The sequence below is a fragment of the Bacteroides sp. AM10-21B genome, from assembly GCF_003472565.1.
In the GTDB taxonomy this organism is placed as follows: domain Bacteria; phylum Bacteroidota; class Bacteroidia; order Bacteroidales; family Bacteroidaceae; genus Bacteroides; species Bacteroides propionicigenes.
Genome location: NZ_QRME01000007.1, coordinates 121,506 through 143,081 on the forward strand (window position 1 = coordinate 121,506; position 21,576 = coordinate 143,081).

At 40.9% G+C, this 21,576-nt stretch carries 14 protein-coding genes and 2 tRNA genes; 9 read left to right on the plus strand and 7 right to left on the minus strand.

Features of this window, described 5'->3' with window-relative positions; genetic code table 11:
* Window position 1: 1 nt before the first annotated feature.
* The gene (locus DW121_RS10840; RefSeq protein ID WP_118323753.1) at window positions 2–3,121 is read left to right on the plus strand and encodes an efflux RND transporter permease subunit; all 3,120 of its coding nucleotides are present in this window, start codon (window positions 2–4) and stop codon (window positions 3,119–3,121) included.
* A gap of 72 nt (window positions 3,122–3,193) precedes the next feature.
* Entirely contained in the window at window positions 3,194–4,108 is a 915-nt protein-coding gene (gene bla / locus DW121_RS10845; protein WP_118323841.1) for a class A beta-lactamase, subclass A2, read from the plus strand.
* 5 nt (window positions 4,109–4,113) lie between these two features.
* On the opposite strand, the gene DW121_RS10850 is transcribed toward bla, so the two are convergent.
* Window positions 4,114–4,563 (minus strand): type I restriction enzyme HsdR N-terminal domain-containing protein, encoded by a 450-nt coding sequence (locus DW121_RS10850; RefSeq protein ID WP_118323754.1) that lies wholly within the window; start codon window positions 4,561–4,563, stop codon window positions 4,114–4,116.
* Window positions 4,564–4,659: 96 nt separating this feature from the next.
* On the opposite strand from DW121_RS10850, the gene DW121_RS10855 reads away from it, so the two are divergent.
* From DW121_RS10855 to DW121_RS10875, 5 genes are all read left to right on the plus strand, one after another.
* Window positions 4,660–5,436, plus strand: a complete 777-nt coding sequence (locus DW121_RS10855) for an AMP nucleosidase (protein ID WP_117713076.1) — start codon at window positions 4,660–4,662, stop codon at window positions 5,434–5,436.
* An 11-nt stretch (window positions 5,437–5,447) separates the two neighbouring features.
* Complete coding sequence (holA, locus tag DW121_RS10860; protein WP_117713077.1) at window positions 5,448–6,467, plus strand: DNA polymerase III subunit delta; 1,020 nt, start codon at window positions 5,448–5,450, stop codon at window positions 6,465–6,467.
* Window positions 6,468–7,346: 879 nt separating this feature from the next.
* Window positions 7,347–7,805, plus strand: coding sequence for a helix-turn-helix domain-containing protein (locus DW121_RS10865; RefSeq protein WP_117713078.1), 459 nt, complete (start codon window positions 7,347–7,349; stop codon window positions 7,803–7,805).
* Between the two features lie 72 nt (window positions 7,806–7,877).
* Window positions 7,878–8,654, plus strand: coding sequence for a dihydroorotate dehydrogenase electron transfer subunit (locus DW121_RS10870; RefSeq protein ID WP_118323755.1), 777 nt, complete (start codon window positions 7,878–7,880; stop codon window positions 8,652–8,654).
* Window positions 8,642–9,553, plus strand: a complete 912-nt coding sequence (locus tag DW121_RS10875) for a dihydroorotate dehydrogenase (RefSeq protein WP_005654228.1) — start codon at window positions 8,642–8,644, stop codon at window positions 9,551–9,553. The genes DW121_RS10870 and DW121_RS10875 overlap by 13 nt, the downstream gene beginning before the upstream one ends.
* A gap of 92 nt (window positions 9,554–9,645) precedes the next feature.
* On the opposite strand, the gene trmD is transcribed toward DW121_RS10875, so the two are convergent.
* The gene (gene trmD, locus DW121_RS10880; protein WP_022219095.1) at window positions 9,646–10,323 is read right to left on the minus strand and encodes a tRNA (guanosine(37)-N1)-methyltransferase TrmD; all 678 of its coding nucleotides are present in this window, start codon (window positions 10,321–10,323) and stop codon (window positions 9,646–9,648) included.
* Between the two features lie 97 nt (window positions 10,324–10,420).
* On the opposite strand from trmD, the gene ligA reads away from it, so the two are divergent.
* Complete coding sequence (gene ligA / locus DW121_RS10885) at window positions 10,421–12,418, plus strand: NAD-dependent DNA ligase LigA (RefSeq protein WP_118323756.1); 1,998 nt, start codon at window positions 10,421–10,423, stop codon at window positions 12,416–12,418.
* Window positions 12,419–12,521: 103 nt separating this feature from the next.
* Window positions 12,522–13,415 carry a 4-hydroxy-tetrahydrodipicolinate synthase gene (gene dapA / locus DW121_RS10890; protein WP_117713081.1) on the plus strand — a complete coding sequence of 298 codons (894 nt, stop codon included), beginning with the start codon at window positions 12,522–12,524 and terminating at the stop codon, window positions 13,413–13,415.
* 315 nt (window positions 13,416–13,730) lie between these two features.
* Here the strand turns inward: dapA and DW121_RS10895 are convergent.
* The 5 genes from DW121_RS10895 to DW121_RS10915 all read right to left on the minus strand — a co-directional run bounded on the left by DW121_RS10895 (window position 13,731) and on the right by DW121_RS10915 (window position 21,249).
* A tRNA-Arg gene (locus DW121_RS10895) sits at window positions 13,731–13,804 on the minus strand.
* A gap of 21 nt (window positions 13,805–13,825) precedes the next feature.
* Window positions 13,826–13,899: transfer RNA gene (locus tag DW121_RS10900), tRNA-Arg, on the minus strand.
* 75 nt (window positions 13,900–13,974) lie between these two features.
* On the minus strand, window positions 13,975–16,272 hold the full coding sequence (locus DW121_RS10905) for a patatin-like phospholipase family protein (protein ID WP_117713082.1): 2,298 nt from the start codon (window positions 16,270–16,272) through the stop codon (window positions 13,975–13,977).
* A 285-nt stretch (window positions 16,273–16,557) separates the two neighbouring features.
* Window positions 16,558–18,606: a molecular chaperone HtpG gene (htpG, locus tag DW121_RS10910; protein WP_118323757.1), complete on the minus strand. Its 2,049-nt coding sequence runs from the start codon at window positions 18,604–18,606 to the stop codon at window positions 16,558–16,560.
* Between the two features lie 111 nt (window positions 18,607–18,717).
* Complete coding sequence (locus DW121_RS10915; RefSeq protein WP_118323758.1) at window positions 18,718–21,249, minus strand: ATP-dependent Clp protease ATP-binding subunit; 2,532 nt, start codon at window positions 21,247–21,249, stop codon at window positions 18,718–18,720.
* Window positions 21,250–21,576 lie beyond the last annotated feature (327 nt).

Consider the following 21,576-nt stretch of genomic DNA (forward strand, 5'->3'; position numbering starts at 1 on the left):
TATGTTTTCAAAATTCTTCATAGACCGTCCCATATTCTCAACTGTACTGGCATTACTCATCGTCGTAGCAGGATTGGTCACACTGGGCATTCTACCCATTGCGCAATATCCGGACATTACACCGCCTACCGTACAGGTAAGCGCTGTCTATCCCGGAGCCAATGCCCAGACGGTGGCTCAAACCGTCGGCATTCCTATTGAGCAGCAAGTCAACGGAGTAGACGGGATGCTTTATATGTCCTCCAATTCATCCTCATCAGGAGCATATTCGCTTACCATCACTTTTGCAGTAGGTACAGATATCGACATGGCTACCGTACAAGTGCAAAACAGAGTTAGTGTGGCTCAGTCATCACTGCCCACCCCTGTAGTGGTACAGGGAGTTACGGTACAGAAAAAATCTAGTAATATCGTTATGTTCCTGACAATGAAGTCTGACAACAAAAATTACGATGGTCTTTACCTCAGCAACTATGCAAAACTGAATCTTGTGGACCAATTGACCCGTGTATCCGGTGTGGGTGCAGTCAATGTAATGGGGGCAGGGGACTACTCCATGCGTATCTGGCTTGACCCTGCCGCTATGCGTATTCGCAATCTCTCGCCTACAGATGTTTATCAGGCTATTCAGACACAAAATGTAGAGGTTAGTGCCGGAAATGTAGGACAATCTACCGGAAATGACAACAAAAATGCCTATCAATACAGCCTGACTGTAAAGGGGCGGCTAACCTCACCCGAAGAATTCGGTAACATTATCCTTCGTACGGAAAGCGGCGGGAGGATTCTCCGTCTGCGTGATGTAGCCCATATAGACCTGGGCTCGGCATCTTATAGTGTTGTCTCTCAGCTGGACGGGAATCCTACGGCTGCCATCGCCATCTATCAACAACCGGGCAGCAATTCATTGGACGTATCAAAAGGCGTCAAAGCAAAAATGCAGGAATTATCACAGAATTTCCCGGCAGGTATACAGTATAATGTAACGCTCGACACAACAGACGTTATCCATGCGTCCATTGATGAAGTAATGGTAACTTTCTTTGAAACAACGCTATTGGTAGTACTTGTAATCTTCCTCTTTCTGCAAAACTGGCGGGCCGTTATCATTCCTTGTATCACGATACCTGTTTCACTGATTGGTACGCTGGCAATCATGTCGTTATTCGGTTTCTCTATCAATACATTAACACTATTCGGACTGATATTGGCGGTTGCCATCGTGGTGGATGATGCTATTGTGGTTGTAGAAAACTCCACGCGTCTGTTGGATACCGGGCGATATACGGCACGGCAAGCCGTAACGGAAGCAATGGGAGAGATTACAGGTCCTATCGTGGGGGTGGTTTTGGTATTGCTTGCCGTATTTATCCCTACCACGCTTGTCAGCGGAATATCGGGACAATTGTACAAACAGTTTGCCTTGACCATTGCAGCCAGTACCGTACTAAGCGGTATCAACTCACTGACACTGACACCTGCACTCTGCGCATTAATGCTTCAACCCACCAAACCCTCGAAGTTCCCTCTGTATAAAGGATTTAACCTTTTGTACGACAAGACGCAAAGAGTGTATGACAAAATTGTGGGCCATTTGTTGCAACGACCTCTTGTTGCAGTAGCTTCCTATGCTGTATTTACAATAATCGCTGTGTTGTTGTTCGTTAAGTGGCCCTCTACTTTTATACCGGAAGAAGATGACGGATATTTCCTCGCTGTTGTGCAACTTCCACCGGCATCAAGCTTGGAACGCACGCAAGAAGTGGGAAAACAAATCAATGTTTTGCTCGACACTTATCCCGAAGTAAAGGATTATATCGGTATATCCGGCTTTTCCGTTATGGGCGGGGGAGAACAGAGCAATGCCGCCACCTACTTCGTTGTTCTGAAAAATTGGGATGAACGCAAAGGGAAGAAACATACGGCATCAGCCATCGTCAACCGTTTCAATATGGAAGCCTACAGCATTCAGGAAGCTGAGGTCTTTGCAATGGTTCCACCTGCCATTCCCGGACTGGGGGCCACCGGCGGGTTGCAACTGCAATTGGAAGACCATAACAACCTTGGTGCCACCGAAATGCAACGTGCCGTAGAAACTTTAATGGAACACTATCGTGAGTATCCGGCCCTGGCATCTGTCAGCAGCCAATATCAAGCAAATGTACCTCAGTATTTCCTGAATATAGACCGCGACAAAGTGCAATTGATGGGCATACAGTTGAACAGCGTTTTCACCGCCTTAGGATATTATATGGGGGAAGCCTATGTTAACGACTACGTACAGTTCGGACGCATTTATCAAGTGAAGCTGGGGGCCGGCGACCGCGCCCAACGTGTTATTGACGATGTACTCAAATTAAGTGTACCTAATGCTTCGGGAGAAATGGTCCCTTTCTCTTCTTTCACACAGATAGACGAACAACTGGGTATGGATCAAATCAACCGATATAATATGTACTCTACCGCATCCATTACCTGCAATGCAGCTCCGGGAAGCAGTTCCGGAGAAGCTATCAAGCAAGCGGAGAGTCTAATAAAGAATCAACTCGGCAATGAATTCGGCTACGAATGGACTTCTGTTGCCTATCAAGAAACGCAGGCGGGAACAACTACAACTGCCGTTTTTATCATGGCGCTATTAGTGGCTTTCCTCGTACTCGCCGCACAATACGAAAGCTGGACCAGCCCGGTATCTGCTGTAATGGGGCTTCCGGTAGCATTGCTCGGCGCAATGCTGGGTTGTTATGTAATGGGAACTCCGGTCAGCATCTACACTCAGATCGGTATAATTCTGTTAGTGGCGCTATCCGCCAAAAACGGTATCCTGATTGTGGAATTCGCACGTGATTTTCGTGCACAAGGCAACAGTATCCGTGATGCTGCATTCCAGGCGGGACACATCCGGCTTCGTCCTATTCTGATGACCTCATTGGCATTTGTACTGGGAGTTATGCCACTTCTGTTCGCTACAGGAGCAGGAGCGGAAAGTCGTGTTGCTCTTGGAGCGGCAGTAGTGTTCGGTATGGCACTAAATACATTACTTGCAACGGTTTATATCCCCAATTTCTATGAACTAATGCAAAAACTGCAAGAAAAGTTCGGAAAGAATAAAGGTAAATAAAAAAATACAGTTTCCCTATTTTGAATTAATTCCATATATTTGCAGATTAAGCAAATGTATGAAATTAATAATATGGGGCTTAGATATACTTTTATATATGTGTTGTATTTCAGTATAAGCATCGCTTTACAAGCGCAACAGCAAACATTAGAAAGCAAAATTGACAATTTCCTCAAAGGGAAAAAAGCCACGGTGGGCGTGGCTGTACTGACAGACCGGAACGAAATCCTACTGTACAATAACAAAATGAACTATCCGTTGCTAAGCGTATTCAAGTTCCACGTAGCCCTGGCTGTATTAGACAAGATGAATAGACAGGAAACTCCATTAGACCACATCATCCATGTTAAAGCATCTCAGTTACAGCCAAATACTTACAGCCCGTTACGGCAAAAATACCCCAATCAAGACCTCAATATCTCATTAGGAGAACTTTTACAATACAGCATCTCTCTAAGCGATAATAATGCTTGTGATATTCTCATAAAATATGCCGGTGGAATAGGGCATATCCATCAGTACATTAAGAAGTTAGATATTAATGATTTCAACTTGTCCGAAACGGAAGATTCCATGCACCGGAATCCCTCAAAGGCATATCTGAATTGGAGTACTCCCTATGAAATGGTACAACTGCTAAGAATAGCTGACGAAAAGGAACTATTTGCCCCCGTATACAAGGATTTTTTATGGAATACCATGATAGCAACCAGTACCGGGAGCAATAAACTAAAGGGATTATTACCTTCCAACGCAATTGTAGGGCATAAGACAGGCTCTTCCGATCGTAATTCGGAGGGTGTGAAAATTGCAGATAATGATGCCGGAGTCGTAATCATGCCTGATGGAAAGAAATATTATATCGCTGTTTTTGTAATGAACTCAAGTGAGACAGACGATGAGAATGCCGCCATTATCGCCCGTATCTCTCGAATGGTATACGATGAAATACCTATCTGGAAGCCGTCCTTAGAGGGAGAAAGATGAGTATATCAAAGGCTTGTGTAGTCAGGAATGTTTTGTAAGAAAGTATAATTATTCCGCTCATAGTCCATACGACAGCAATAATGCCTGATACCATTGCTCACTATCAGATAGTCCACTTTCAGCACCATATTATAGCGGGTAATCTGATCGAAAACCTTTTGAGTGATTTCTACTTCAGGAGCTTTATATTCTATAATCATACGCGCTGTAAGGTCTCTTCTGTAAAGCACTGTATCACAACGTTTTTTAGTACCATTTAACTGTACCTGTACCTCGTTTGCCATAAGTGCCTGCGGATAACCCTTATGTGCCATAAGAAAGTGCACAAAATGCTGTCGTACCCACTCCTCCGGAGTCAAAGCAACATATCGGCGACGGATAACATCAAAAATACTTTTTTTTCCATCCCTGGCAATAATCTTGGCATCAAACGCCGGCAGATTCAATGAGAACATTCTACTTTAATTTCTTGTTTTTACTTTTTTATTGTATTTTTGTGAGTTAAATAATCGCTTCCTAATGACTTTAGGGAACAAATTTAATAAAATCTTATGAAAACAAAAGAAGAAATCGTAGCTAATTGGCTACCCCGTTACACAAAACGTAACCTGGAAGATTTTGGAGAGTATATCCTGTTGACTAACTTCAACAAGTATGTAGAAATTTTCGCTGAAAAATTCAATGTTCCTATTCTTGGCAAAGACGCCAATATGATTTCTGCCAGTGCGGAAGGCATGACTATTATCAACTTCGGAATGGGAAGCCCTAATGCCGCCATTATCATGGATTTATTAAGTGCCATCAAACCCAAAGCATGTCTGTTTCTAGGCAAGTGCGGAGGCATAGACAAGAAAAATAGAATAGGGGATCTTATCCTTCCAATCGCCGCTATCCGCGGTGAAGGTACCTCAAACGACTATTTTCCGCCGGAAGTGCCGTCGCTGCCGGCATTTATGTTACAGCGTGCCGTTTCTTCTGCCATCCGTGACTATGCCCGCGATTACTGGACCGGTACTGTATACACCACCAACCGCCGCATTTGGGAGCATGATGAAGATTTTAAAGAGTATCTCAAGAAAACCCGTGCCATGGCAGTCGATATGGAGACGGCAACCTTGTTCAGTTGCGGCTTTGCCAATCATATTCCAACCGGTGCCTTACTGTTAGTATCCGACCAGCCCATGATTCCGGAAGGCGTCAAGACCGATAAAAGCGATAGCATAGTAACTCAAAAGTATGTAACAGAGCATGTTGAAATAGGTATCGCATCTCTACGTATGATTATTGATGAAAAGAAAACGGTAAAACATCTAAAATTCGACTGGTAAAACCAAGAAACATGGCAAAGCAAGAAATTACATGTGACGACATCATAAAGGAGCTAAAAACCGGACAATATCGCCCTATCTACTATTTAATGGGGGAAGAACCGTATTACATCGATCTCATTTCAGATTATATAACAAATAACGTACTGAACGAAACCGAAAAGGAATTCAACTTAACCGTTGTATATGGCGCAGATGTAGATGTGGCTACAATCATCAATGCCGCCAAGCGCTATCCAATGATGTCCGAACACCAAGTAGTAGTAGTGAAGGAAGCACAGAATATACGCAATATGGAGGAACTTTCCTACTATCTTCAAAAGCCCTTGCTATCCACCATATTGGTAATATGCCACAAACATGGCGTATTGGACAGAAGGAAAAAGCTTGCTGCTGAAATAGAGAAGTCCGGTATACTGTTTGAATCCAAAAAAGTAAAAGATGCCCAACTGCCGGCATTCATCACATCTTATATGAAGCGTAAGGGAGTAGACCTTGAACCCAAAGCAACTTCCATGCTTGCCGACTTTGTAGGAACCGATCTCAGCCGCCTTACCGGTGAACTAGAAAAGCTTATTATTACACTTCCAAAAGGTCAGACACGAGTCACCCCTGAACTAATAGAGCATAATATCGGAATCAGCAAGGATTATAATAACTTTGAACTTCGTAGCGCCATTGTAGAAAAGGATGTTTTAAAGGCTAATAGAATAATAAAATATTTTGAAGAAAATCCAAAAACCAATCCAATTCAAATGACTTTATCTTTACTTTTTGGCTTCTTTTCCAACTTAATGCTGGCTTATTATGCTCCTGAAAAGTCAGAGCAGGGTATTGCCGCATTCTTAGGTTTAAAAAGTCCATGGCAGTCTCGTGAATATCTCAGTGCCATGCGGAAATATAATGGGGTAAAGACCATGCAAATCATTGGAGAAATACGATATACAGATGCCAAATCTAAAGGAGTAGGAAACTCTTCATTAAACGATGGCAATCTATTGCGAGAGTTGGTCTTTAAAATCTTGCATTGATTTCCACATTTATGCTTCTCTTTATATAAAAGAAGGAAATATAAAAATAACTCATTTCTATATCATTTTGTCACATTTAGGGGGGATTTCCCCCTTTTTTCTATTATCATGATTTCTCGATAGTATAAAGAGAGAGATAATAAGTTGTAATACAATAAAATACATAGAATATAATCCTCTGAGAATCGTTTTTTTCTAATCATTCGGACTTTTATACAGAAAGAAAGCAAAGATTTCATTTTGCGACATTACAAATTAGTAAAAGATTAGTTCATCTCTATTTTGTCACCCATTTTCATTTAAAAAGAATTTCTCCCATTGAGTTTATTAAACTTAATGGGAGAAATAGTTGTATAACACAACCATGATATATCACCTATGTAAAAAAAGGACAGATACACAGATACATACCACAACTGTAATATATTACAAACATAAATACATCAGTATTAATATATTTGTAAAATAAATTATTTACAAACACAATACACACCATTACATTTTCATCGAATAAACTATTAACTACACTAATATATATATTTACTACACTGTAAACCTGATGTATACAATATTTTATTGTACTAATAGATTATAAACACTAGAGATATGACTAAAACATCTGTAATTAATGCCTTATAACAAGTTTTATATTGATATATATTATTATATATCAATATAATATACAAATATATTAAAGTTTATATCGTAGTTGTTTTTTGTATATTCCAAGCATTTACAAAACAAAACAACACATATGTAAAGCAATAGAATACTTTTGTAATTTTATTAATATCACATTTTTAATTTGCTTTTGTAAATTCTATTTTTTACTTTTGTGATTAAATTAAAAAGAGATACAATTGTAATAATATCTACGACATGAGTATAAAGGACAGATTCAAGATGATAATGGACCGGGAACAATTGACTGCAGGAGCATTTGCTGAAAGCATAGATGTAGCTCAAGCTACTATCTCCCATATTTTAAGTTCCCGTAATAATCCAAGTACGGAAGTCATTCTAAAACTGCACAAGCGATATAATGACATCAACCTTGAATGGCTTCTGACAGGAAAAGGAAATATGAGCAATAACTCTCCAACTGCTGACGATGGCGGATTTGACTACCCTTTATTCGCTGACAATCCGGAAAACCTGTCCAACAAGACGGATATACCGGAAAATCGCAAGGAAATCGCATTAGAAACGGTACAAAAAGCACCTAAAGAGATTGTAAAACAGGAGATTATCTATAAAGAAAGACCACCCAGAAAAATAACTGAAATAAGAATATTCTTTGATGATAATACGTATGAGACATTCAAACCGGAAAATTAAAGGGCAACTACGGCTATTTACACAAATTCCCGTATCTTTGCAGCCAAAAGATAATTCTTCTTTATAGATAATATGAAAAAATATATTTTAGATCTGACAGTGACTGAGAACGTCCGGCTGCATACCAACTATGTGCTGCTGAAATTGACTTCCTCGTCCCTGCTCCCGGAAATGCTTCCGGGACAATTTGCAGAGATTCGCGTAGACAGTTCACCCAGTACTTTCTTGCGACGCCCTATCTCTATTAATTATGTAGATAAACAAAGGAATGAGGTATGGTTCCTAATTCAACTTGTAGGAGATGGAACCAGGCGCTTAGGTGAAGCAAAACAAGGAGATGTAATCAATGTAGTGCTTCCATTAGGAAATGGCTTCACAATGCCTGAAAAGCCCTCAGAGAAGCTTTTGTTAGTGGGTGGTGGTGTAGGTACGGCACCGATGTTGTATTTAGGCGAGCAATTGGCTAAAAACGGAAGCAAACCCATCTTCTTATTAGGTGCCAAAAGCGACAAGGATTTGCTGCAATTAGAAGAATTTGCTGCCTACGGAGAAGTATATACTACCACGGAAGACGGTAGTCATGGCGAAAAAGGATATGTTACCCAACATTCCATATTAAATAAGGTGAACTTCGAGCAAATATATACCTGCGGTCCTAAACCAATGATGATATCTGTAGCTAAATATGCCAAAAGTAAAGGCATTAATTGTGAAGTATCTTTAGAAAACATGATGGCATGTGGCATAGGCGCTTGTTTATGTTGTGTGGAAAACACTACAGAAGGTCATTTATGTGTATGTAAAGAAGGTCCGGTTTTTAATATAAACAAACTATTATGGCAGATTTAAGTGTAAACATTGGCGAATTGCAAATGAAAAATCCGGTAATGACAGCATCCGGAACCTTTGGATATGGTGAAGAGTTCGCCGATTTCATCGATATATCGCGAATAGGTGGTATTATTGTAAAGGGCACTACTCTTCACAAACGTGAAGGAAACCCATATCCGCGTATGGCAGAGACTCCTTCCGGTATGTTAAACGCTGTGGGACTGCAAAATAAGGGTGTACATTACTTTGTTGAACATATCTATCCGCGTATTAAAGATATAAAAACCAATATGATTGTAAATGTTTCAGGTTCTGCTATTGAAGATTACATGGAAACAGCTGCAATCATTAATGAACTTGTAAATATTCCTGCCATAGAACTAAACATATCCTGCCCTAATGTGAAGCAAGGTGGAATGGCATTTGGTGTTACAGCCAAAGGAGCTGAAGAAGTGGTAAAAGCCGTACGCTCAGTTTACAAAAAGACACTTATCGTAAAACTGTCACCCAATGTCACAGACATCACAGAGATAGCACGTGCAGCCGAAAATGGCGGTGCGGACAGCGTATCGCTCATCAATACCCTATTGGGAATGGCTGTAGACGCAGAACGCAGACGTCCCATCCTTTCTACGGTGACAGGCGGTATGTCCGGAGCGGCAGTGAAACCTATTGCACTCCGTATGGTATGGCAAGTTGCTAAGGCAGTAAAAATACCTGTCATAGGTTTAGGGGGCATCATGAATTGGAAAGATGCCGTAGAATTTATGCTCGCAGGTGCCTCAGCTATCCAGATTGGTACAGCAAACTTTATCGATCCGGCAATTACTGTGAAGGTTGCAGAAGGTATTGATGACTACCTAAATAGACATGGATATAAGTCTGTTAAAGAAATAATTGGCGCACTTGAGGTATGACAAATTACAAAGCATAGCCATTCGCAAGCTATTTTCATAAAAAAGGACATTCAAATTGAATGTCCTTTTTCTTTTTATTTACATCTTACAGATTACTCGCCTAACAAATCAGGACGTAACTTCCGGGTTCTCTCAAGAGATTGTTGCAACTCCCATTCCTTTATTTTAGCTTCATGGCCTGATAGTAAAATATCCGGAACTTTCCAACCTTTATAATCAGCCGGACGCGTATAGACAGGAGCGGCCAAAAGATTATCTTGGAAAGAATCGGAAAGGGCTGATTGTTCATCAGAGATAACTCCCGGTATAATACGTACAATCGCATCGGCCATAACGGCAGCCGCCAATTCGCCACCAGTCAGCACATAGTCTCCGATACTGATTTCTTTCGTTATGAGATGTTCGCGAATACGATAATCAATCCCCTTGAAATGTCCGCAAAGGATAATGAGATTCTTTGCGAGAGATAGCGTATTAGCCATAGGCTGATTGAACTGTTCGCCGTCCGGAGTTGTAAAAATCACCTCGTCATACTCCCGCTCCGCCTTCAAGGCATTGATACAACGTTCTATGGGTTCTATCTTCATAACCATTCCGGCAAACCCGCCAAAAGGATAATCATCTACCCGGCGATATTTATCTTCGGTATAATCACGAAGATTATGAATATGGATTTCTGCAAGCCCCTTGTTCTGAGCACGTTTCATTATGGAGCAATTGAAGAATCCTTCAATCATTTCCGGCAAAACAGTAATGATGTCAATACGCATATATTTAATTTTTCCGCAAAAATAGTGTAAGTTAAGAGTAAAAGCAAAAAATATTCGGGAGAAACCCGTATTTTTGCGTTCAAACTCCAGAATCATTATGACAATAAAAGAAAAGATAGACCAACTGCGCGCCGACTTACATCGGCATAACTATAATTATTACGTATTGAATGCTCCCGAAATATCTGATAAAGAGTTCGATGACAGGATGCGTGAATTACAGGAACTTGAAAAAGAACATCCGGAATACCAAGACGAAAATTCACCTACCATGCGTGTGGGAAGTGACTTGAATAAGAATTTCACTCAGATAGCTCACAAATACCCTATGCTTTCATTGGGAAATACCTATTCAGAAAATGAAGTGACAGACTTTTACGACCGAGTGAAGAAAGCCTTGAATGAAGATTTTGAGATATGTTGTGAGCTAAAATACGATGGTACATCCATTTCACTGACTTACGAAAATGGCAAACTGGTACGTGCCGTAACTCGCGGTGACGGTGAAAAAGGAGATGACGTAACGGATAATGTAAAAACAATCCGTACCATACCATTAATACTCCACGGCAATTACCCTCCGTTATTTGAAATCAGAGGAGAAATATTAATGCCTTGGGAAGTGTTTGAAAAGTTGAACAGGGAAAAGGAAGCGCGTGAGGAACCGCTTTTCGCTAATCCACGCAATGCAGCTTCCGGAACTTTAAAGCTGCAAAATTCCGCCATTGTAGCCTCTCGGAAGCTTGATGCCTATTTGTACTATCTGCTGGGAGAAGAGCTACCTTGTGACGGTCATTATGAAAATCTGCAGGCAGCAGCCGGCTGGGGATTTAAAATCTCGGAACACACGAAAAAGGCGCACAGCCTTGAGGAAGTATTTGAATATATCAGATATTGGGATACCGAACGCAAGAACTTGCCGGTAGCGACAGACGGTATTGTTCTAAAAGTCAACAGTATGCGCCAACAGAAAAATCTCGGTTTTACTGCAAAATCTCCCCGGTGGGCAATAGCATATAAGTTTCAGGCAGAACGGGCTTTGACTCGCCTAAATAAAGTCACTTATCAAGTAGGGCGCACCGGAGCTGTAACCCCCGTCGCTAATTTAGACCCGGTACAACTGTCCGGTACTATTGTAAAAAGGGCTTCTCTGCACAATGCCGACATTATCGAAGGGCTGGATTTACATATCGGAGACATGGTTTACGTAGAGAAAGGCGGGGAAATCATTCCTAAAATCACGGGAGTAGACAAAGATGCACGCTGTATGCTTATCGGCGAAAAAGTGAGGTTTATCACTCATTGTCCCGAATGTGGCAGCAAGTTGATACGCTACGAAGGAGAAGCTGCCCACTACTGTCCTAACGAAACGTCCTGCCCACCTCAGATTAAAGGTAAGATAGAGCATTTTATCAGCCGTAAGGCTATGAATATCGACGGATTAGGCCCGGAAACTGTAGATATGTTCTATCGTTTGGGCTTAATTAAGAATACGGCAGATTTATATCAGCTCACGGCAGATGATATTAAAAACTTGGATCGTATGGGTGAGAAATCAGCGGAGAATATCATCAAAGGAATCGAAGCGAGCAAAGAAGTTCCATTTGAAAGAGTGCTCTTTGCCTTGGGTATCCGCTTTGTAGGAGAAACGGTAGCCAAGAAAATAGCCAAATCCTTTAACGATATAGACGAACTGGAAAATGCAAACCTCGAAAAACTGATAAATATCGATGAAATCGGGGAAAAAATAGCGCAAAGCATTCTGGCATACTTCGCAAACCCATTGAACCGAGAGTTGGTAGAACGTTTGAAATCCACCGGATTACAACTCTATCGCAGAGAAGAGGATTTAAGCGGATATACGGATAAACTGGCGGGACAGGCTATTGTTATAAGCGGTGTGTTCACACATCATTCAAGAGACGAATACAAAGAGTTGATAGAAAAAAATGGCGGAAAGAATGTCGGCAGTATCTCTGCCAAGACCAGTTTTATACTGGCAGGGGAAAATATGGGTCCGGCCAAATTGGAGAAAGCTCACAAGCTGGGCATAAGGATTATGAGCGAAGATGAGTTTTTAACGCTTATATCCTAACAAATTTCTACAAAAAACTTTTTTATGGCTTATATTTGTATGGCAAATCGAAAAAAATCGTACTTTTGCGAGTCGTTTAATTAGAGATTACTTTATAATACTCATGATACAAACTAGATTGAAAGGAATGGGGGTAGCGCTGATTACTCCATTTAAAGAGGATGAAAGCGTTGATTACGATGCATTGATGCGTTTAGTAGACTATCAGCTTCAAAACAACACTGATTTTTTATGCGTGCTTGGCACTACGGCAGAAACTCCAACTCTGAATGAAGAGGAAAAAAAGAAAATCAAGAAGATGGTTATCGAGCGTGTGAATGGAAAAATACCTATTCTGCTTGGAGTAGGCGGAAATAATACTCGCGCTATAGTAGAAACTCTGAAAAATGATGATTTTACAGGGGTAGATGCTATTCTATCTGTTGTTCCATACTACAATAAGCCTTCTCAAGAAGGAATATACCAGCACTATAAAGCGATTTCCGAGGCTACCGACCTTCCGATTGTGCTCTATAATGTACCGGGACGTACCGGTGTAAATATGAAAGCCGAAACAACCCTGCGTATTGCACGCGACTTTAAGAACGTAATCGCAATTAAAGAAGCATCAGGCGATATCAGCCAGATGGACGACATCATAAAAAACAAACCAGCTAATTTTGACGTTATTTCGGGCGATGACGGCATTACCTTCCCCTTAATTACCTTAGGGGCAGTTGGCATCATCTCGGTCATTGGAAATGCCTTTCCGCGCGAATTTAGCCGCATGGTACGTCTGGCATTGCAAGGAGACTATCAAAATGCGTTGACTATACATCACAAATTTGCAGAATTGTTTAAATTGCTCTTTGTAGACGGCAACCCTGCCGGAGTAAAAGCCATGCTAAATGCAATGGGAATGATTGAAAATAAACTTCGTTTACCTTTAGTGCCCACCAGAATCACTACTTTTGAAGCTATGCGCAAAATATTGGACGAATTGAATATTAAATGCTAAATGCAACTTATATAAGCTGTAAGCCTCGTAGATTATACGGGGCTTTTTTATTGCAAGAATAGCCTATACTCTCTATATTTTTTGTAGACTGATATGATGTATATCAAAATCCGGTTTGATATACATCATATCTATTTTTCATACGATGAAAAAAATCTTTTCATGCAGGTTAAAAGATAAGGCTTTCTTTTTATATAGACTGACTATGTTGTATGCATAAAAAAGAAAATCCCTCAGGTTTTTACGTTGATCCGATATACGATTTCTATAAACACAAACAAAAAACCTCTACAAACATATTGCAGAGGTTTCTTGTGATCGCGACAGGATTCAAACCTGTAACCGGCTGATCCGTAGTCAGCTACTCTATTCAGTTGAGCTACGCGACCTTTTTATTATTAACAAAAGTGTGACCGCGACAGGATTCAAACCTGTAACCGGCTGATCCGTAGTCAGCTACTCTATTCAGTTGAGCTACGCGGCCTTTTTGTTTAACGGGTGCAAAGATACGCACTTTTTCCGAATTAGCAAGCGATACGCAAACTTTTTTTGAAGAAAGTTACTCGATGAATCGGTAATTAAACAGTTGCCAACCGAGTGTCAACCCTACATTCCATTCCTTTTTCGGTGAACTATAATGATTTACATATGCAGAGATTGCTCCGAAAGGCAATTGACATATCACAGAAATTTCTCCCACATATTCAAAGCGTGAGAATGCTTTTCCATAATAAGCCTTGTTCAAAGCATTCTTTTTGATAGGAAATATCGGCATGAAACCATAAAATTCAGAACGGAACTGAAACATATCATTGAAAACAAATATCGGCTTGACCCCGGCAGCCAAAAACTGATTAGCCCGGAACGCCTCATTATACATCAGCTTACTATGAGGAGTAGGAGAAAAATCCGCCGCCTGCAACATTGTTGCCGTATAATTCTCTGAAAAATTCTTCGATGAATACAGCATTTCCGCCATCCACCCCAAAGTAAACTTAGGGCTCATGGTATGATAGGCATATTTCATATAAGAAATCTGCAACCAAGACTGCCGCTCTTTAGTTGTAACGCTCGTCTCTGTCGGATTTCCCGGTATGAATCTTTCTTTCCCGCTAAAGACTTGTGCCACCAACTTTTCAAAATACCCTTTAGTAGCATACTGTCGCGCATTCAACGTACTCCCATAAAATCCGATAGCTCCGCCCAAAAGGTTATAAGTGCTCTTATCCGAACGGTCCTTATCAAAATTGATTACGCTGGATTGAAAGTAATTATCTTGCAACTTTCCGTATCCGATACTTATCTCCGCTCGTTTGTTGGCCAAAAAAGGTAAGGCTACCATCAACTTTACAAAACGCTCGTCTTTAGAATTGAAAGAGGGTTTATCGTTTTTAGAAAAAAGCTTGTCTTTCTTATAATAATCGAACGTGCTTAAAGAAGCAATAAGGCGATAAGAAGTCGGAACACGGGTAGGAAGGTCTATTTTAGCCATAAACTGCGCATTATTATACACCTTGCCAATCTGACCGTCGAGAGTGATTTCCTTGGAATAGTAATTCAAGTTCTGATAGCCCAATCCTAAATAAATCTGGTTGGAACTGGTGGTCGAAACACTTCCACCCATCCGTACAGAGAAATTATCTTCCATCTTAACCTTCAGATGCAGTGAATACAGGTCACTTTTAGTATCATAAACCGCATGAGGGATAATCTCCGAAATCATATTGTCGGATAGCAAACGAAAATAGCCACGTTTCAAATCTTCGTATGTAAACACTTCATGGTCTTCATCATGAAATTCTTTCTTGATATATGCTTGTTGCTGTGGGTTCGCTCCCTCTATATAGATGTCTCTAAAACGGAATTGGGGTAAATTACTTCGATATACCAGACGCCTTAAACGCACATTCTCAGCATTTACCCTCCGATGGATACGGCCTTTTATGGAGTCCATCAAACTTATAGTCCGATTGTAACCAATATCATGCAGTTCTTGCAGGCGGTCAAAATCCAGAAGACTTACATCATCGTACTTGAATGTCATAATAATGCCTAAAGAATCCGGAAGGGTATAATCCGTCTTCTGCATAATCATATTCTCAAGCTGGCTCATCAAATCATTCTCTTTCGGCTTACTGGGGTTAGCTGCCACCACACTGCCTATAATAACTTCCGGCCGGAAGTCCTCACGCATAATGTCCGTTGGGAAATTATTGTAAATACCACCGTCATAAGCCAAAACACTATCAATCTCTATCGGTTTGAAGACAAACGGGAAACTCATGGAAGCACGTACCGCATCTCCCAAATCTCCTTTACGCATAATCAACGGCCTTTTATTATATACATCGGAAGCGATGCAACGGAAAGGCACAAACAACCGATTGAAATCACCGTTGCACGCTGCCGTAGCGCGAGCGAACAATTCCACAAAGACCAAATTCATCTGAATGGGATTTACCATACTTGTAGGAAGTATCTGAGGCTTGATGTGTAACGAATCCTTAAAAGAGAAACGGATATTAAAAAACTCCGGAGTCGGTCGGTTCTGCTTAAAATAGTATCCATATTTAGGTTCTACTTGCCCCGAATACCAGCGTTTGAAGTCTTCGGAACGCAACAAAGCCTCCATGTCATCAGGAGAATATCCCATAGCATATAGCGAACCGATGATAGCCCCCATGGAAGTACCGGTGATATAATCGATAGGGATATTATTTTCCTCCAAAGCACGGATAATGCCGATATGCGTCATGCCCTTTGCACCGCCGCCACTCAAAACAAGTCCTACTTTCTGGGCTTGCGCAAGCGGCAGAAGCAATAAACAGACTGATAAAAACAAAAGAAATCTTTTCATGAATACAGTTTCGAGTGAAATATACTAATTTATTCAATGCTCAAATATAAACAATAGTTTCCAAAAACCTCGTATCCAACGGAAAAAAACATATCCATTACGAAAAAAAAACAAAAAAGGTGTCAAAATGTAAAAGTCCTATCATTCTGTCATTCTGAACGCAGTGAAGAATCTCTTCTCTGCATACATAAGAGAGGAGATTCTTCGTCGCAAGCTCCTCTGAATGACAGAATGATAGGACTTTTACATTTTGACACACCTCTATATAATAAAATCTAAAGGGGCTTATTTAATCAAGTCGATACTTCTCTTAACAAAGTTGTTCAGAGCTTCACCCTTCAGCATGCCGTTTTGAAGCAATGCCAAGTCAATAAGTTGGCGGACAACTTTATTTTGGGCAGCATAGTTGGCAAACAGACCTTCTTTCTGAGCCTTCAGTTCTTCCCACTTCTTATCCAAGTCGTTCACTTCATCCTTTTCAGCCGTAGGAATATCTTCATCTTTCTTGCCTTCCTGCTTCTTCTTCAAATCATTGCGACGGTTGTTTACATCATCCATTTCTTTTTGAATCGGAGCAACAGCAACCGCACATTCCTTGTCTTCATCAGCCAAAATCTCTTTTACCAACTTATGGTCAGCATTCAATACCAGATTGAACATATCCGGCATTTCACCATAGAAGCTCATTCCAGCCTGGATATTAGCCATTTCTTTCATACGGCGCATATACTCGCTTTGCGTAATCATGACCGGTGAAGCATTTTCACCCAAAGCTTGAGCCATCACATTGAACTCTGTCTTTTCTATCTGTGGCAGCTGGCTCTTGAAGATAACAGAGAGAGCTTCTTGCTTACCGGCTTCCAAAACATCACCCTTCTTATCTTCCTTAACTATCAAGTTGTCAACGACATCACTGTCTACACGGGTAAAACGTACTTTCTCAAACTTTTGCTCCAGCATGCTTACCATGGCAACGTCGAGTTGTCCGTCCATCAACAATACATTATAACCCTTGTTCTTGGCAGCCTCAATATAACTGTATTGCTCATCTTTATTGTTGGCATACAGATAAATCAGATTACCGTCCTTATCTGTCTGATTATCCTTTATCAAGGTCTTATACTCTTCAAAAGTATAATGCTTGTCGTCTGTATCGGAGAGAAGAGCGAAATCCTTTGCTCTATCATAGAAATCCTCTTGTGTGAGCATTCCATAGTTTATGAAAATCTTCAAGTCATTCCACTTCTCTTCAAACTGTTTGCGGTCGTTCTTGAATATGGATTGCAGACGATCGGACACTTTCTTCGTAATATATGTAGAAATTTTCTTCACGTTAGAGTCACTCTGCAGATAAGAACGGGATACATTCAACGGAATATCCGGAGAATCAAGTACACCATGCAGCAATGTCAAAAAGTCCGGAACAATACCCTCTACAGAATCTGTTACATATACTTGATTGCAATAAAGCTGGATTTTATTCTTGTTCAACTCTATATTACTTTTCACCTTCGGGAAGTACAAGATACCAGTGAGATGGAACGGATAATCTACGTTCAGATGTATCCAGAACAAAGGCTCATCGGACATCGGATAAAGGTCGCGATAGAACTTCTTATAATCCTCGTCTTTCAATTCACTGGGTTTCAGTGTCCACAGCGGATTGGCGTCATTAATGATATTATCTTCGGTCGTTTCAACCTGCTTGCCGTCTTTCCACTCTTTTTTCTTACCGAATGCAACAGGAATAGGAAGGAAGCTGCAATATTTCTTCAGAAGAGAAGAGAGGCGTGCCTCTTCAAGGAATTCCTTGCAATCATCGTCTATATAAAGAACGATATCCGTACCGCGTTCTGCCTTGTCCGTATCTTCAATTGTAAATTCCGGGCTACCGTCGCAAGTCCATTTTACGGCTTTAGCACCATCCTGATAGGATTTAGTGATGATTTCAACCTTCTTGGCAACCATGAAAGCTGAGTAAAAGCCAAGTCCGAAGTGACCGATAATAGCATTAGCATCATTCTTATATTTCTCCAAGAAGTCATTGGCTCCTGAGAATGCAATCTGATTAATATATTTATCTATTTCTTCTGCTGTCAGACCGATACCATGATCTGATACGGTAATCGTATCTTTACCTAAAGATACGTGCACTGTCAAATCACCGACTTCACCCTTGAATTCGCCAATAGAAGCGAGCGTTTTAAGCTTCTGAGTAGCGTCAACGGCATTAGAAACTAACTCGCGAAGGAAGATTTCATGATCACTGTACAAAAACTTCTTGATAACGGGGAAGATATTCTCTGTAGTTACCCCAATATTTCCTTTTTGCATACTAAGTTTATATTTTTAGATTTATATTTTTATTGTTTTGGCAAACAGAACACAAAAAAAATGCCAGTCCCGAAGAACTGACATTTTGGCTGTTTTATTAATAATGACTTATTATGCTTTGGTTATATTCAACTCGTCTTTTTCCGGATTGACGGAGACATTAACCGTATCGCCGGGTTGTAATCCGGCAGATACAATGAGTTCTGAAAGCCCGTCTTCCAGATAATTCTGAATGGCACGCTTCAACGGACGTGCACCAAACTGTACATCGTAGCCTTTGGTTGCAAGAAACCTTTTGGCTTCATCATCTACAATCATCTTATAACCAATAGCTTCAATACGACCATACAACCCCTTCAGCTCTATGTCTACAATCTTTGTGATGGCATCCAACGAAAGCTGATCAAACGTTATGATTTCATCCAAGCGATTCAGAAACTCAGGAGCAAAGGTCTTGTGCAAGGCTTTCTGGATTACACTGCGTGAGTGCTCATTATTATCCGTACGCGCCTGTGCAGCAAATCCTACGCCACGGCCAAATTCCTTCAATTGGCGAGTACCAATATTGGAAGTCATGATAATAACCGTATTTTTGAAATCAATCGTTCTGCCATAATTGTCAGTAAGACGTCCTTCATCCAACACCTGCAACAAGATATTAAACACATCCGGATGAGCTTTTTCTATTTCATCCAACAATACTATTGAATAAGGTTTCCGACGCACTTTCTCCGTTAGTTGTCCGCCTTCTTCATAACCGACATACCCCGGAGCTGCTCCAATCATACGAGACACCGTATATTTCTCCATATACTCACTCATATCAATACGTATCAACGCATCACTGGAGCCAAACATATATTTAGCCAACTGTTTAGCTAAGTGGGTTTTACCCACACCGGTAGGTCCGAGGAACATAAACGTTCCGATAGGACGGTTTGGGTCTTTCAAACCCACACGGCTACGCAGAATCGCTTTAGTAAGCTTTTCTATTGCAGCATCTTGAGCCACAACTTTTGCCTGCAAATCTTCTTTCATTCCTGCCAGCTTAAGACCTTCCGCCTGGGCCATACGTTGCACCGGAACACCGGACATCATTGATATGACATTGGCAATTTCCTCCTCACCAACAATCTGGCGGTTGTCTTTGAGACGTGCTTCCCATTCTACCTTCATTTCATCCAAACGAACCGAAAGTTCTTTCTCTCTATCCCGATAACTGGCAGCCAGTTCAAAGTTCTGCGACTTTACAGCTTCAGCTTTCAAAACACGTGCATCTTCTATCAATTTTTCCTGTTCTTCAATCTCTTTGGGGACATTGATATTCGTCAGATGCACACGTGAACCGGCTTCATCCAAAGCGTCAATAGCCTTATCCGGGAAGTTACGGTCGGTTATATAACGTTCTGACAACTTGACACAAGCTTCCAATGCTTCATCTGTATAACTCACATTATGATGATCTTCGTACTTCTCTTTTATATTTTTCAATATTTGGAGTGTTTCTTCCGGAGTAGTGGGGTCTACTATAACTTTCTGAAAACGACGTTCCAAAGCACCATCTTTCTCAATATTTTTCCTATATTCATCAAGAGTGGTAGCACCGATACACTGTATTTCACCACGAGCTAAAGCAGGCTTCAACATATTAGCTGCGTCCATAGAACCTGCAGCAGCACCGGCACCTACAATAGTATGAATCTCGTCGATAAACAAGATTACGTTCGGATTCTTCTGCAACTCATTGATAATAGAACGAATACGTTCCTCAAATTGTCCACGATATTTAGTTCCTGCCACAACAGAAGCCATATCGAGCATAACAACCCGCTTGTCAAACAAAATACGGGATACTTTTTTCTGAACAATGCGCAATGCCAACCCCTCCACGATAGCTGATTTGCCGACACCCGGCTCACCAATCAACACAGGATTGTTTTTCTTACGACGGCTCAATATCTGCGCCAAACGTTCTATCTCACGCTCACGCCCTACAACAGGATCAAGCTTGCCTTCCTCTGCAGCACGAGTCATGTCTGTACCGAAATTATCCAATACAGGAGTATCATTAGAAGACTTCTTCGATGCAGTCTGTGCGGAAGAAGCCGCCCCCGGTCCTGCATTGTGAGAAGAATGGGACGACATATTCATGTCATCATCGTCCTCTTCTTCCTCTTCCGGAAATCCCATACCTGCACTCGGATTAGTAGACTGCATTGTAAGCTGCTCAAATACTGACTGGTAACTTACATGATTCTCTTCCAAGACAGTAGCAGCCAGATTATCCCCATCTTTCAGTATAGCCAATAGCACATGCTCGGTATCGGCAGGTGCACTCTTCAAAATACGTGCTTCCAAAATGCACATCTTCAATATCTTAGCAGCCATTGGTGACAATGGAACTTCCGCATCGGGCAGCAGGGTATCATCTTCGGCATCTTTCAAGAAGCTTTCAATGCGTTTTTTTACTTGCTTCAAATCTATATCAAGTCTCATCAATATCTCAATAGCTTTTCCACCACCGTCACGCAACATGCCGAGTAGAAGATGCTCTGGACCGATATATCTATTTCTCAGTCTATTAGCTTCTTCCTTGCTATAAGTTATAATATCAGAAACTCTTTGTGAAAATTGATTATTCATATATTTTTATCTCCTTAATTAAAGGTTTTGAATTTACAAAGATACGCATTTCTTCATATTGCGTACCATAATCTGAATTAATAATGTACAAATCCCGTGCCATAAATCATTATCTTCCGTTTTCCTTTCTATACCTTATATTATAATGCACGAAAAAGGTATCGGTCATACCAACGATTGGTACGACCGATACCATCCTAAGGAACTTCATGTACCTAAGCTTGGTACGGCTCGTACCTTAGTAAGGTACACCGCGTACCAAAGGGTGGTATTCGTTTGGTACTTGTATTTGCCTTATTTCTAATCGGTTATATCTTCAGCAGGAAA